Origin of the sequence: Paenibacillus sp. DP01 (genome assembly GCF_044784315.1) — a bacterium.
GTDB classification, from domain to species: Bacteria; Bacillota; Bacilli; order Paenibacillales; family Paenibacillaceae; genus Paenibacillus; species Paenibacillus polymyxa.
The window spans coordinates 4,383,418-4,397,367 of the sequence record NZ_CP173059.1 but is presented as its reverse complement, the minus strand read 5'-3'; the positions used below and the strand labels follow the sequence as shown (position 1 = coordinate 4,397,367).

General features: G+C 45.5%; 10 protein-coding genes and 1 tRNA gene. 8 read left to right on the top strand and 3 right to left on the bottom strand.

Annotated features, from left to right (window positions below; translation table 11 throughout):
- Positions 1–83 precede the first annotated feature (83 nt).
- Both ACH59B_RS19255 and glpK read left to right on the top strand, forming a co-directional pair.
- The gene (locus ACH59B_RS19255; RefSeq protein WP_019688424.1) at positions 84–908 is read left to right on the top strand and encodes an MIP/aquaporin family protein; all 825 of its coding nucleotides are present in this window, start codon (positions 84–86) and stop codon (positions 906–908) included.
- A 31-nt stretch (positions 909–939) separates the two neighbouring features.
- Positions 940–2,433: a glycerol kinase GlpK gene (glpK, locus tag ACH59B_RS19250; protein WP_025365661.1), complete on the top strand. Its 1,494-nt coding sequence runs from the start codon at positions 940–942 to the stop codon at positions 2,431–2,433.
- Between the two features lie 84 nt (positions 2,434–2,517).
- On the opposite strand, the gene ACH59B_RS19245 is transcribed toward glpK, so the two are convergent.
- Complete coding sequence (locus ACH59B_RS19245; protein WP_123797565.1) at positions 2,518–3,558, bottom strand: LacI family DNA-binding transcriptional regulator; 1,041 nt, start codon at positions 3,556–3,558, stop codon at positions 2,518–2,520.
- Between the two features lie 294 nt (positions 3,559–3,852).
- Between ACH59B_RS19245 and ACH59B_RS19240 the strand changes: the two genes are divergently transcribed.
- From ACH59B_RS19240 to ACH59B_RS19220, 5 genes are all read left to right on the top strand, one after another.
- Positions 3,853–5,181: an ABC transporter substrate-binding protein gene (locus ACH59B_RS19240; protein WP_017427402.1), complete on the top strand. Its 1,329-nt coding sequence runs from the start codon at positions 3,853–3,855 to the stop codon at positions 5,179–5,181.
- Positions 5,182–5,251: 70 nt separating this feature from the next.
- Entirely contained in the window at positions 5,252–6,145 is an 894-nt protein-coding gene (locus ACH59B_RS19235) for a carbohydrate ABC transporter permease (protein ID WP_016818625.1), read from the top strand.
- Positions 6,145–6,963, top strand: coding sequence for a carbohydrate ABC transporter permease (locus ACH59B_RS19230; RefSeq protein WP_017427404.1), 819 nt, complete (start codon positions 6,145–6,147; stop codon positions 6,961–6,963). Before ACH59B_RS19235 ends, ACH59B_RS19230 begins: the two co-directional genes overlap by 1 nt.
- Before the next feature lie 23 nt (positions 6,964–6,986).
- The gene (locus tag ACH59B_RS19225) at positions 6,987–8,333 is read left to right on the top strand and encodes a GH1 family beta-glucosidase (protein ID WP_167440923.1); all 1,347 of its coding nucleotides are present in this window, start codon (positions 6,987–6,989) and stop codon (positions 8,331–8,333) included.
- Positions 8,334–8,351: 18 nt separating this feature from the next.
- A complete protein-coding gene (locus ACH59B_RS19220; RefSeq protein WP_123797564.1) occupies positions 8,352–11,591 on the top strand; it encodes a cellobiose phosphorylase in 3,240 nt (1,079 codons plus the stop codon).
- A gap of 75 nt (positions 11,592–11,666) precedes the next feature.
- On the opposite strand, the gene ACH59B_RS19215 is transcribed toward ACH59B_RS19220, so the two are convergent.
- Both ACH59B_RS19215 and ACH59B_RS19210 read right to left on the bottom strand, forming a co-directional pair.
- Complete coding sequence (locus tag ACH59B_RS19215) at positions 11,667–12,431, bottom strand: exodeoxyribonuclease III (protein WP_016818629.1); 765 nt, start codon at positions 12,429–12,431, stop codon at positions 11,667–11,669.
- Between the two features lie 216 nt (positions 12,432–12,647).
- Positions 12,648–12,721: transfer RNA gene (locus ACH59B_RS19210), tRNA-Arg, on the bottom strand.
- 238 nt (positions 12,722–12,959) lie between these two features.
- On the opposite strand from ACH59B_RS19210, the gene ACH59B_RS19205 reads away from it, so the two are divergent.
- Positions 12,960–13,892: a hypothetical protein gene (locus tag ACH59B_RS19205; protein ID WP_123797563.1), complete on the top strand. Its 933-nt coding sequence runs from the start codon at positions 12,960–12,962 to the stop codon at positions 13,890–13,892.
- The last annotated feature ends 58 nt before the right edge of the window (positions 13,893–13,950 follow it).

Genomic DNA, 13,950 nt, shown 5'->3' with positions numbered 1-13,950 from the left:
CAGGGTTGGTTTGTGATGGCTTTTCTTTTTTTTGCGCGATGAAAACGATCAAAATCGGATGATCTATTGAGGAGGTTGGTTGTATGTCGCCATACGCAGCCGAATTCATAGGGACAATGATTCTTATTGCCCTAGGTGGCGGAGTGTGCGCAGGGGTGTCCCTGAAAAAGTCTTTTGCCCACGCTTCCGGCTGGATTGTGGTCGGATTGGGGTGGGGGCTCGCGGTAGCTATTGGGGTGTATGCGGTGGGCCAAATCAGCGGAGCGCATTTGAATCCCGCAGTTACACTCGCGTTGGCATTTCAGGGTAGTTTTCCATGGCAGGATGTTCCCGGTTATATTGTGGCTCAGGTTCTCGGAGCCATGGCGGGTGCAGTGATCGTCATTTTGCATTATTGGCCCCACTGGAAAGAGACGGAGGACACAGCAGCCAAACTCAGTGTATTTGCGACAGGACCAGCTATTGATCATCCGTTTGGTAACGTGCTTAGTGAAATGATAGGTACTTTTATCTTTGTTCTTGCTTTACTGTCGTTTGGTGCCAATTCGTTTACAGACGGCCTTAAACCGCTAATTGTTGGTTTTTTGGTTGTCAGTATCGGTTTATCCCTTGGAGGCACAACGGGCTATGCCATCAATCCAGCGAGGGATTTTGGGCCGCGTCTGATGCATTATTTACTACCGATACCCGGTAAGGGAGCATCCAACTGGAAATATGCATGGGTGCCCATTGTAGGACCGCTATTGGGGGGATCTTTCGCAGGGCCGTTTTATCAGGCCGTTTTTAAGGGGAGTATGACTCCGGCGTTCTGGATTTTATTAGGGGTTATCGTGGTTGTACTCTTGATTACCTTCCGTATTAGTCGTATTTATAAAAATCATAAAATGGATCACAAGCTTACAGCGTAAAAACGATGGATTTACACAGGGAGAGATGAACATGGGAAAATATATTTTGTCACTAGACCAGGGAACGACAAGTTCAAGAGCGATTTTGTTCAATAGCGAAGGAGATGTGGTGTACTCGGCCCAGCGGGAATTTCCGCAATATTTTCCTCACCCCGGCTGGGTAGAGCAGAATGCGAATGAAATCTGGAGTTCTATTCTGGGCGTTATTGCCTCCTGTCTTTCCGAATCCGGTGTAAAAGCAAAACAAATTGCTGCCATCGGCATTACCAATCAGCGAGAATCGGTGGCCGTGTGGGACAAAAATACAGGATTACCCGTGTATAACGTACTCGTATGGCAATCACGCCAAACCTCGGATATTTGCGAAGAACTGAAGCGGCAAGGGCATGAGGAGTTGTTTCACAGCAAAACAGGGCTATTGATCGATCCGTATTTTTCAGGCACTAAAGTAAAGTGGATACTGGACCATGTAGAAGGAGCGCGGGAAAAAGCGGAACGAGGTGACTTATTATTTGGTACGATTGACTCGTGGCTAATCTGGAAACTATCCGGCGGAAAGGCCCATGTAACAGACTACTCCAATGCGGCCAGAACGCTGATGTACAATATTTATGAGCTAAAGTGGGATGAAGAGCTACTGGATATTCTGGGAGTTCCGAAAATCATGTTGCCTGAGGTAAGGCCTTCTTCCGAGGTATATGCGCACACCGTGGATTATCATTTTTTTGGTCAGAATGTACCGATCGCCGGTGCAGCGGGTGACCAGCAGGCAGCCTTGTTCGGTCAGGCTTGTTACGAAAAAGGAATGATCAAAAACACTTACGGTACAGGTTGCTTCATGTTGATGAATACGGGAGATCAGCCGGTTGAATCCAAGCACGGTCTGATCACGACCATCGCTTGGGGGCTGGAGGAAGGCAAAGTGCAATACGCACTTGAAGGGAGTGTGTTTGTTGCGGGCTCTGCGATCCAGTGGCTGCGAGATGGGCTGCGCATGTTCCGTGAAGCAAAGGACAGTGAGCCTTATGCGGCCCGTGTTTCCTCCACAGAAGGAGTATATCTTGTACCCGCTTTTGTCGGGCTGGGCAGCCCCTACTGGGATAGCGAGGTGCGTGGAGCGATGTTTGGTCTGACACGTGGGACCACGAAGGAGCATTTTATCCGTGCCACCTTGGAGTCCCTCGCTTATCAGACCAAGGATGTGCTTACAGCCATGGAGATTGATTCAGGAATTACGGTGAAGATGTTGCGAGTGGATGGAGGAGCCGTGTTGAACAATTTCCTGATGCAATTCCAGAGCGATATTCTGGATGCGACGGTGGAACGGCCAGTTATCCATGAGACAACGGCGCTGGGTGCCGCATGTCTGGCAGGATTGGCGATAGGATACTGGAAGAGTACAGATGAACTTCGTAAGCGAGTGAGAGTGGAAACTTCTTTTACCCCTACGATGGATGAAGCAACACGTGACAGCCTGTATGAAGGCTGGAAAAAGGCTGTGAATGCGACGATGGCCTACAAATAATGGCTTAAACGAAAGGGCTCTTGTTATATAACTGCAAAAAGGTGACTTCTGAATTCGACAGGAGTCACCTTTTTTAGGTATGTGCTATCCCTCAACCCTTGTAGGGTTCCAATGTTGCCGGGCTCCGCAGGAGGTGCGAATGACGAGTTCGGGCTCCACTTTAATACATTTCGTATCCATTTGTTTATTCATCAGGTCAAACAGCACCATAGCAGCCAGACGACCTATTTTTTGCTTGTCTTGTTTTACAGTCGTCAGTGGAGGATCAGTATAACGACAGGCTTCAATATCATCACATCCTACTACGGCAATATCCTCGGGTACCTTCAAGCCGCTCTCCTTGAAAGCACGAATGGCACCAAAGGCAAGCAGGTCGGTAGCCGCAAAAATAGCTCTTGGTAAATTTTCTTGCTGTATCCACGCCTTTGCGATCTGGTATCCATCCTCTGCTGCATAGTCCTTGCCATACACGATCCATTCCGGTCTGACATCAAGGCTAAACCGCTTTAGTGATGAGATAAAAGCTTCTTCTCTCTCTTTAATAACCAAGGAGGGGCGTTCTATGCCTATAAAACCCATTTCGCGGTATCCATTCATGTAAAAGTGCTCAACAACTTTCATTGAAATCTTCTGATTGTCGGACATGATGTAGCAGGAGCTGGCTCCGGTTAATTCGATATCAACACCGATGCAGGGGATTGGGCTGGCATCGAGATCAAAAACACTCTTCTCCACTTCGTCTCCGGCAATAATAATGCACCCGTCCACTGAGAAATATTTTGAGCGAGCCAAATAGTCCTCTCCATTATCCAGAAATTTCTCATTTGAAAAAAACAGCAGGTCGTAACCGAGCAAGCCAATCTGCTTTTTGAAAACATTAATGATGTCTACAAAAAAAGGATGACTAAAATCGACATTCAGCTTGCCAGCGAATATAACGCCTACCAGATTAGATTTTTTGGTAGCAAGCGTTTTAGCCGAGGAGGAAGGTCTATAGCCTGTTTCCTCCATAATTTTGAGTACTCGCTGCCGGGTTTCCTCACTGATATCTGTGTAATTGTTTATGATCTTCGAAACCGTTGCTACTGAAACGCCTGCCATGCTAGCTATTGTTTTTATATTCATGGAATCCTCCGTAACTAAACTGATTTAGTTCATTTGACCTTGCATTCTAAAATTAATGATTACTCGTATTCTATGCTACCTCATAGAAGAGAGTCAACCGTGCTATTATAGGATAAATCCTAATATATTATGGATAATGAAGTTCGATTTAACGATAGTTAATGATTTTTTGATAATTTACAAATTGCTATTTACAAATACAGGCTATTCGATACATAATAGTAGCTGTAATTAACTAAACCGCTTTCGTAAGAGTGAGTGCATTTATTCTAAGATTACAGGGGGAATTTTGCAATGCTAAAAAAGTGTTTTTCTTTACTTGTTGTAACCGCTTTAATCGTGGTATTAGCCGCTTGCGGTAAAGGTAACGAAGCTGGGCAGAACGGGAATAAAAAGGTCACGTTAAAAATTATTCATTGGCAGCAGGAGAATATTAATAACTATATAAAGGAATTTAATAAAAAGTTTGAAGAGAAGTATCCTGATGTTCAGGTGGAGTATACGACGGTTCCTGCTGATTCCACTTATGATCAACTGATGCAAACGCGTATGAATGCGGGTTCAACCGGTGATGCAGACATTATTCCTCTGAAATTCAGCTTCGTAGGCGCACCGCAGGAATGGTCTAAGGGAGCTGCTGATCCGATGTGGAAGCAGTGGATCGAGGGAGGACTCATTGCAGATCTGTCAGATCAAGCTTTTATCAAAAACTATAATCCTACAGATGTCAAAAATGCCATGACCTATAACGACAAGGTATACGGTGTAAACATGGGTAAGGTAGCACTGACAGGTCTGTTTTACAACAAAGAGATTTTTGAAAAATATAATCTTGCTGTGCCCACGACATGGGACGAACTGGTGAATGTTATGAAGGTGCTCAAGGATAACGGCGTGGAACCGATTGGTTTCGGCGGTAAGGATGTATGGCCTATTAATCTTGCAGTCCAAGGACTTCAAGCCTCTATCCATGATGATCAGCTGGAATATATCAAAGGGCTGTGGACAGGCAAGACCAAACTGACTGATCCTGTCCAGCTTGAGGTGCTGGAAAAAACACAAATTTTGATGAACAACGCCATTGGTGGATTTATGGGAATTGACTATGGAACCTTGCCAAGCTTATTTGCTTCCGGGCGTGTAGCGATGATTGCGGATGGTACGTGGGATGCAACTACGATTCAGACAGCCAATCCAGAGCTGAAATTTGGTTATTTCCCGATTCCGGGCAGTAACGACCCCGCCAAAAATAAAAACCTGGCAGGCAAGTATGATATGACCTGGATGGTACTAGAAAAGTCACCAAACAAGGAGTATGCGATCAAATGGCTTGAAATGCTCTCTGAGAAACAGAACTACACGGATTTTGTGAATGCTGCTGGATTTTTGCCAACACAGTCTGATGTGAAGATAAGCAGCGATTTCGTTAATGAAATCCAGCCTTCACTGGAAAACTTCAAGCTCTCTTGGGATCAGCTGTTTATCAATCGTAAGAATGTTGGACAGTACATTAAGGAAGCCAGTGTACATGCGGAATTTTTGGCGCCTGCCGGTCCGTTAAAAACGCCTTTGGAGCTTGCGCAGAAATCTCAAGCAGACTGGGATGCGGCAGCCCCTAAATAATCCATAGATTTTACATGAACACAATGGTAACTGCAAAGCTCCCATAATAATGTGAAAAGGTGTGAGACCCATGTATCCCTTTGGAAAGGGTGCAGCCCGGATAATGCCCTATCTTCTGCTGAGTATTCCGGTGCTGCTCTATTTGCTTCTTGGTTTTGGACCCTCTATGGTAACCGTGCTTTTTTCCTTTACAGATGCTACCGGGGTTCCGGGACAGACGTGGAATTTTATCGGATTTGAGAATTACACGACCTTTTTCACCTCCTCCGATTCTGGAGATCGTATTGCTTCCATTGGCCGTTCCTTATATTTTGCCGTAGCGGTGGTTGTGATCCAAAACGCAGTTGGGCTATTCATGGCTATCCTTATTAATAAAAAGCTCAAAGGTGATGTGTTATATCGCTCTGTATTTTTTCTGCCCGTTGTGCTCGGGGTAACGGTATCCGGTCTGATCTGGCAGTTGCTTGCCAATCCGCTTGGCGGTCCTGCGCAAGCATTGCTGAACTTTTTTGGAACCAGCTCCAACTTCTTTGGGGATTATGATATTGCATTTGAATTGGTCATTTTTGTGCAAATTTGGATGTACATGGGTTACTCGATGACTATTTTCTTAGCTGGACTCCAATCCATTCCTAGTGACTTATATGAAGCGGGATATATGGACGGCGCTTCTGGATGGAAAGCGTTCAAAAATATTACCTTTCCAATGATTGCACCGTCCTTTACCGTCAATATGCTGCTATCCATTATCGGCGCCTTGCAAACCTTTGACATTATTTATGTGCTGACAGGGGGTAAATTCAACACGACGACACTTGCATTTGATGTATATGCCACAGCCTTTGGCTCCGGGACATCAGATTATGGTCTTGCTTCCGCAGTTGCGATGATCCAGTTTGTATTCGTGTTTACGGTATCAATGATTGCACTTTATTACTTGCGCAGAAGAGAGGTGGAAATGTAATGAGCAGTAGCAAAGGAACCAAAATAGTGAGCTACACCATCGTACTGCTCATGCTTTCGTTATATGTACTCCCGCTTTTCTACCTTTTTAATGTATCGATGAAGACGCAAAGCGAGTATTTGATGGATCCTGTAGCGTTAGCCAAGGGTCTGCGTTTGGAGAATTTCATGGATGCTTGGGATAAAGGGAATTTCTCTCAATATATGTGGAACAGTATTTTGTATACAGGAGTTTCTACGTTATTAACCCTGATTATATCCGTGTTTGCCGCCTTTCCGCTAGCACGGGGATATGTTAAGTTCAGCACCTTCTTTTATGTGTTTTTCCTGATTTCCATGTATCTCCCCAATCCGCTAATTCCGCAATTTGCCCTTATTAATAGTCTGGGACTGTACAATACACAGCTTGGTTTTATTTTGCTGAAAACGACAGGTACCGGCATCGCTTTCCTGATGTTTGTGGGGTATATCAAGTCTGTCTCCCGAGAGCTGGATGAAGCGGCTGCAATGGACGGATGCGGTTATTCACGTTATTTGTTCACGATTCTTGTACCACTGATGAAGCCCGTGTTGGCGACAGGCATCATTTTGACAGCCATTGGTGCATGGAACGACATTATAGGTCCTACCATTTATTTGTCTGATCCCGCCTATCAGCCAGTGACCAAGGGACTGTTCTCTTTCTATGGACAATACATGAACAACTGGCCGCTGCTTGCTTGCGGTATCTTGATTGTTACACTACCGCTGGTTATTTTGTATATTTTCCTCCAGCGCTTTATTGTCGGCGGTGCAATGGCTGGAGCTGTGAAGTCTTGATTCCTGAAAGGACGGTACCGAGTATGAGCGAGAATACCTTTATATTTCCTGCCACGTTTATGTGGGGAACTTCAACCTCTTCTTATCAAATTGAAGGGGGTACAGATGAGGGCGGCAGAACGCCCTCCATTTGGGATACTTTTTGTCAAGTCCCCGGGAAGGTAATCGGAGGGGACTGTGGAGATGTAGCATGTGATCATTTTCACCACTTTAAAGAAGACGTGCAATTAATGAAACAGCTTGGTTTTTTACATTATCGTTTTTCTGTAGCTTGGTCACGTATTATGCCCGCGCCTGGCATTATTAACGAAGAGGGGGTGCTCTTCTACGAGCATCTGCTGGATGAGATTGAGTTGGCTGGACTGATCCCGATGCTGACGCTGTATCATTGGGATCTACCGCAGTGGATTGAGGACGAGGGTGGATGGACACAGCGAGAGACTATCCAACATTTTAAAACGTATGCCTCTGTAATCATGGATCGATTCGGCGAGCGGATAAACTGGTGGAATACGATAAATGAGCCTTATTGCGCCTCTATTTTGGGCTATGGTACAGGAGAGCATGCCCCTGGCCATGAGAACTGGAGGGAAGCTTTTGCTGCCGCCCATCATATTCTGATGTGTCATGGGATTGCCAGCAATTTGCACAAGGAGAAAGGGTTAACGGGTAAGATTGGCATTACGTTGAACATGGAACATGTGGATGCGGCTTCCGAGCGACCCGAGGACGTGGCTGCTGCCATCAGAAGAGATGGCTTTATTAATCGTTGGTTTGCGGAGCCATTGTTTAACGGAAAGTATCCTGAAGATATGGTGGAATGGTACGGAACGTATCTGAATGGATTGGATTTTGTACAGCCTGGTGATATGGAGCTGATTCAGCAACCGGGGGATTTTTTGGGCATTAACTATTATTCCCGCAGCATCATTCGATCAACGAACGACGCTTCGTTGCTGCAAGTAGAGCAGGTTCACATGGAGGAGCCAGTAACGGACATGGGATGGGAGATTCACCCTGAATCTTTTTATAAGCTGCTGACACGGATTGAGAAGGATTTTAGCAAGGGCTTGCCCATTCTGATTACGGAAAATGGAGCAGCGATGAGGGATGAAGTGGTAAATGGACAGATTGAGGATACCGGGCGTCAGCGCTATATTGAAGAGCATTTAAAGGCCTGTCATCGCTTCATTGAAGAGGGAGGTCAGCTCAAGGGGTATTTTGTCTGGTCTTTCCTTGATAACTTTGAATGGGCCTGGGGCTACAGCAAGCGTTTTGGCATTGTGCATATCAATTACGAGACGCAGGAACGGACTCCCAAACAAAGTGCGCTATGGTTCAAGCAAATGATGGCAAAGAACGGGTTTTAAACAGAAAAGGGGGATACGATGCAGCCGTATTATTTTGACAATCAAGGACGTTTTGTGATTGAAAATTTTGCGCATGCCAAGCCCTTTTCCAGTTTCTTGCCCGGCATTGCTGGTGTTCAGGGAATTCCCCTGTGGGCGTATTATGTTAATCGTGGACAAGGAATTGCGAGCTTTGGTGTGGAGGATAAAAATGGAGCGATCATGGAATTTTTTCCGGCTAACCGCAGCTATAGTCTCGTACCGATCCACGGCTTCCGTACCTTTTTAAAGGTAAAAAGGCAGGATGAGTGGAGCTATATGGAGCCGTTTTCGGCTGTGCGTCCTTTGGAGCATGAGCAACAAAAAATGTTAATATCCCGCCATATGCTGGAAATCAATAGCTCTCATCCAGATATAGGGCTGGAGGTGCGTGTGCAATATTTTACGCTTCCTCATGAAAGCTACGCTGCTTTGGTGCGCAAGGTTGAGATTGTCAATCATTCCGATCAAGAACTTGAGCTGGAGGTGCTGGACGGCATGCCGGCTGTGCTGCCCTTCGGTATTGACAATACGGCTTACAAGGAGCTTGGATATACACTGAAAAGCTGGATGGATGTGTATAACCTCAATAACAGCATACCTTACTATAAGGTACGTGGAAGTACAGTGGATACAAGTGAGGTCCATCAGATTGAGGCGGGACATTTTATGTATAGCTTTGTGGAGCAGGATGGCAAGGCCAGACTAGTACGTCCCATTGTCGATCCATCCATTATATTTGGTGAAAATACGTCCCTGACCTTCCCTGACTGCTTTATCCATACACGTGTCGAAGACCTGATTTCACAGCAGCCAGTGACGACGAATAAAGTGCCTTGTGGGTTTAGCGGTTATGCGGCACGATTGGCGGCAGGTACAGCTGTAAATCATTGTTCGGTCATCGGGCATGTGGATGATATTCAATTGATCAATGAACGGATTACAGAAATTGCAACGATGTCTTATATCGATCAAAAGGCGGAGGAAGCTAGAACGTTAATCGAAGAGTTGACAGATGGAATGGCCACGCAGACATCCATTCCATTGTTTGACGAATACTGCCGTCAAAGCTATCTGGATAATCTGCTACGTGGGGGTTATCCATTATTGCTGGACAATGGCACGGAGCAACCCTTTGTGTATCATGTATTTTCGCGCAAGCATGGAGACTTGGAACGAGACTATAATTTTTTCAAACTCCAGGCGGGGTATTATTCGCAAGGAAATGGTAATTTCCGCGATGCGAACCAGAATCGGAGAAATGATGTGTGGTTTAACCCGGGCGTCGGAGATTTTAATATTCGTTTGTTTATGAGCCTGATTCAGCCGGACGGCTATAACCCGCTTGTTGTAAAAGGCTGTAGCTTTCAAATACGAGAGCTCGAACCGTTGCTGGAACAGGTGGAAGTGGCGGCCCATTCGTCTTTGTGTACTTTTTTTCAATCATCATTTACCCCGGGCGAGCTGATTCAGCACATCATTCATGACAATATTGGACTAAAGCAAACGGTAGAGACATTTGTGATCGAAGCCCTCAAGCATTCCGAACAATGCTATGAGGCTGATTTTGGTGAAGGCTTCTGGATCGACCATTGGACTTATAATATGGATCTAATCGAAAGCTATTTGAGTATCTTTCCAGACAAACAAGAAGAACTCTTGCTCTCGACCAGGGAGTACATGTATTACGACAGTCCGGCATGGGTACAGCCGCGCCGAAACAAATACGTGCAGATGAAGGACGGACGTATTCGTCAGTACGGAGCGGTTGTAGAAAGCAAGGAGAAGAAAGCTCAACTTCACATGCGGACTCGCGATGTTCACTGGGTTCGAACCGGACGAGGCAACGGAGAGATTTACAAGTCCAATTTATACGAGAAGCTGCTATCCTTGGCTGCCATCAAGCTGTCTACATTAGACCCAGAAGGCTTGGGAATTGAGATGGAGGCGGGGAAACCAGGATGGAATGATTCCATGAACGGACTTCCGGGGCTGTTTGCTTCGGGCTTTAGTGAGCTATGCGAGTTACAGCGACTCGTAAGATTTTTAATACATGCACAGATGAAGCTTTCGGCAGACTTTGTGCTGAGGCTACCGCTAGAGGTAGCCAGGTTGATCCAAGAATTAGGGCTCGCAGTTGAAGAGTACTACCACGATTTTAATGATGCGGAGCCTGGGAATGGTAGTGACGATCATGGCTTCTGGTCACGGATTTCGGATGCTAGAGAAGCATACCGTGAAACGGTTCGCTTTGGATTTGAAGGGACAGAAGCAGCATTGTCGTTTGCTGATGTACTGGAGTTTTTGCAGCGGGCTGAACGTAAGATTCAAGAGGGAATGGATAAGGCTCTGCGTATAGGAAAGGGGATATACCCAACCTTCTTTTATTATGAAGCCAAAGAATTCGAGGTACAGCAGGATGAGAACGGGGGGGTGTTTGTAAATATACATTCCTTTAAACGCAAGGATATACCGTTCTTCCTGGAAGGACCAACCCGGGCTATGAAAGTAACTGGCGACATTGTAAATGGGAGGAAGCTGTATCGACTTATCAGACAGAGCGAGCTTTACGACAAAAAGCTGGGTATGTATAAGGTGAATGAGAGTCTGGCGGGACAGCCGTTTGAACTGGGCCGTTCCAGAGCTTTCACGCCAGGGTGGCTGGAAAATGAATCGATATTTATGCATATGGAATATAAATATTTACTTGAGTGTTTAAAGGTGGGTCTATACACTGAATTTTTTGCAGACATCCAAAAAGCGCTACCCCCTTTTATGGACGCTGCGATCTATGGAAGAAGTACGCTGGAAAACAGTTCCTTTATTGCTAGCAGTGCTAATCCTGATGCAAGTTTGCATGGAACGGGCTATATTGCGAGGCTGAGTGGATCAACGGCAGAATTTATTCATATGTGGCTATGGATGATGACAGGCGGGCAGCCATTTGGCTATGATTCTAGGGGGCTTACCTTGAAGCTGGAGCCCAAGTTGCCAGGCTGGCTGTTCACAGCTACAGGTGAGTTAACCTTCTGCTTTCTCGGAAGCTGCCAGGTGACGTATTATAATACAAGTCGCATGGATACTTACGCGCCGGACTGCATAGTGAAACAGTATATACTGCATTATAGCAATGAGGAACAGAAGACAATAAACCAGGCTGTATTAGACCCAAAAGAGGCTCAGGATGTGAGAGACCGGCTGGTTTCTCGTATCGAGGTGCATCTGGAGAGATTGCTTTAATTCATTTAAGCCGTCATGCTGCAAAATAGAGCATGACGGCTTTTTAAGACCCTAATTTCTTGTATTAGTGCGGAATTACGCGGAAATATCTTGCAAATCTAATATAACAGGGCAGTGGTCACTGCCTGTAATATGGCAATCAATACTCGCATCTATTAAAAGCGGACGAAGCCGCTCTGAGACGAGGAAGTAATCAATCCGCCAGCCGATATTCCGTTCTCTCACCTTTGGCATATAGGACCACCAGGAATAAACATCCGTTCGATCAGGATAAAAATATCTGAAGGTGTCTATAAATCCAGCGTTGAGCAGCTGTGACATGCGGTCTCGTTCCTCGGGCGTGAAGCCAGCATTTCCGTAGTTGGCTTTGGCATTTTTGAGATCGATCTCCTGATGAGCCACGTTCAAGTCTCCGCAAATGATGACAGGCTTCAGAGTGTCTAGTTGTTGCAGATAGTTGCGAAAACGGTCTTCCCATTCGAGCCTGTATGGCAATCGGGATAAATCCCGTTTGGTATTCGGTGTGTACACATTGACAAGATAAAATTTTTCAAATTCCAGCGTAAGGGTTCGACCCTCCGGTTCTTCATTTTCTTCGAGTCCATAATGCACAGAGAGCGGCTTGATTTTGGTGAAAATAGCTGTGCCAGAATACCCTTTTTTCTCAGCATAATTCCAGTATTGCATGTATTCCTCCATGTTCTCCATGAGGATTTGTCCTTCTTGAAGCTTCGTTTCCTGTACGCAAAAAATATCGGCATTCGTTTCTTTTAGATAAGTATAGAATCCTTTGGTTACACAGGCTCTTAAGCCATTTACATTCCAAGATATTAATTTCATTTGATTAAACTCCTTACTACTCCACGCAGTCAAGCGGTGTAATGGGTATATCCTCGATTAAAAGGCTGTCCCAGACAAGCGCTCGAACAGCGCTACGGAAACAGCCTTTTCTACATTAAAATAGGTTGTAATACGATGCTGGGCTCCAACGTTCACGGTGGGTCCTATTTCGCTGGAAAATAAAAAAAGCTTCCTAAATAGGAAGCTTCGGCTATACGTCCCAGGAGGGATTCGAACCCCCGACCGACGGCTTAGAAGGCCGTTGCTCTATCCAGCTGAGCTACTGGGACATAAAATTCAAGCGAATATTAATATATCATATGGATGGAAAAGATTCAAGTCTTATTTTGCATTTATCGTTTATTTGGGCTCTACACCACATAAATTCAGACTACACATCGTTTTTTTTGCCTTATAAAAGGGTATGTTAGAATACAGGTGAATATGTTGAAGACGAGTGGTTGAACTTCGGCTGCTGTTTCTCATATAATCTACAAATACTTTAGCTTGCGGAGGAGAGGGGGTGCCTTGAAAATAAAGGACTCCAAGGTGACGACAAAAGAAAATAATATCGTATTGTTTCCGAAGACACTGGACTACTATCAAATTCAACTTACGGTGATGCTTGAAAACGAACGTTACGGAGAGGCGATGGCGATGCTGCGCTTTTTGATGCAGTGTCAGGGACAGGAGCAGAAACAATACGATGAATGGAACGCTCTATCACAATGGTTGGAAGCTGCATTTCCACAGTATGCTGACAGCGGAGCGGTAACGGACAATGTGGAAGAAGACGAAGTCAGTGAAGTTGAGTTGGCTCGCCGTCATGCACGTTTTAAGCAGGAACAGAATGCAGGCTACGGTAACAAGCTTTTGCAGATGGCTATGGATCAACCGTTATCCGAACAGACGATTCTAGCTTTGGAACAGCTATCCTACTTGGAACTGCCGGAGATCGACGATGCTTTGCTTCGCTGGATTACTGAACGGGAAATCCATCCTCTTCTTCAATTCCGTGTTCTACAGACATTGAGACGCCGCGGAATGGAAGGAACGATAGAAATCAGACGGGGTGATGAACAGACGGAAATCGATATTGAAACGGTTCCGTTACAGCCTGATGAGTTTCCAGAGGCGATTATGCGTATTTTGGAACGGGTAGCCGACCAGACTGAAGTGCATGAGCCCACACTATTCTATTTTGCACAGGAGCTGTGGTCACAGTTTGTGATGGCCGTGTACGGTACGAAAGATTATAGATCAATGTTGGTAGAAGAGGACGGAATGCCGGATATTTGGGCAGCAGCACTCCATCAGACCGTTTCGGAAAGTTTGAACGGGAACAATAATGAAGAAGAAACCCGCGCTATATATGGCATTACAGATGCACTGCGCTTCCGTTTTGAGCAAGCATATCGGTCGATGCGATTATTCGTAGCGGCGGGAATGAACACTCCTTAATGACCGGAAACGTTTACCTGTTAAAGCATTCAAGGGCTGCTCTTGAAAAAGACAGTAA

Coding starts and splice junctions, on each gene's coding strand:
- ACH59B_RS19220 (WP_123797564.1), top strand. CDS start 8,352: ATGCAGCCGTATTATTTTGACAATCAAGGACGTTTTGTGATTGAAAAT.
- ACH59B_RS19215 (WP_016818629.1), bottom strand. CDS start 12,431: ATGAAATTAATATCTTGGAATGTAAATGGCTTAAGAGCCTGTGTAACC.
- ACH59B_RS19235 (WP_016818625.1), top strand. CDS start 5,252: ATGTATCCCTTTGGAAAGGGTGCAGCCCGGATAATGCCCTATCTTCTG.
- ACH59B_RS19255 (WP_019688424.1), top strand. CDS start 84: ATGTCGCCATACGCAGCCGAATTCATAGGGACAATGATTCTTATTGCC.
- ACH59B_RS19240 (WP_017427402.1), top strand. CDS start 3,853: ATGCTAAAAAAGTGTTTTTCTTTACTTGTTGTAACCGCTTTAATCGTG.
- ACH59B_RS19225 (WP_167440923.1), top strand. CDS start 6,987: ATGAGCGAGAATACCTTTATATTTCCTGCCACGTTTATGTGGGGAACT.
- ACH59B_RS19245 (WP_123797565.1), bottom strand. CDS start 3,558: ATGAATATAAAAACAATAGCTAGCATGGCAGGCGTTTCAGTAGCAACG.
- glpK (WP_025365661.1), top strand. CDS start 940: ATGGGAAAATATATTTTGTCACTAGACCAGGGAACGACAAGTTCAAGA.
- ACH59B_RS19230 (WP_017427404.1), top strand. CDS start 6,145: ATGAGCAGTAGCAAAGGAACCAAAATAGTGAGCTACACCATCGTACTG.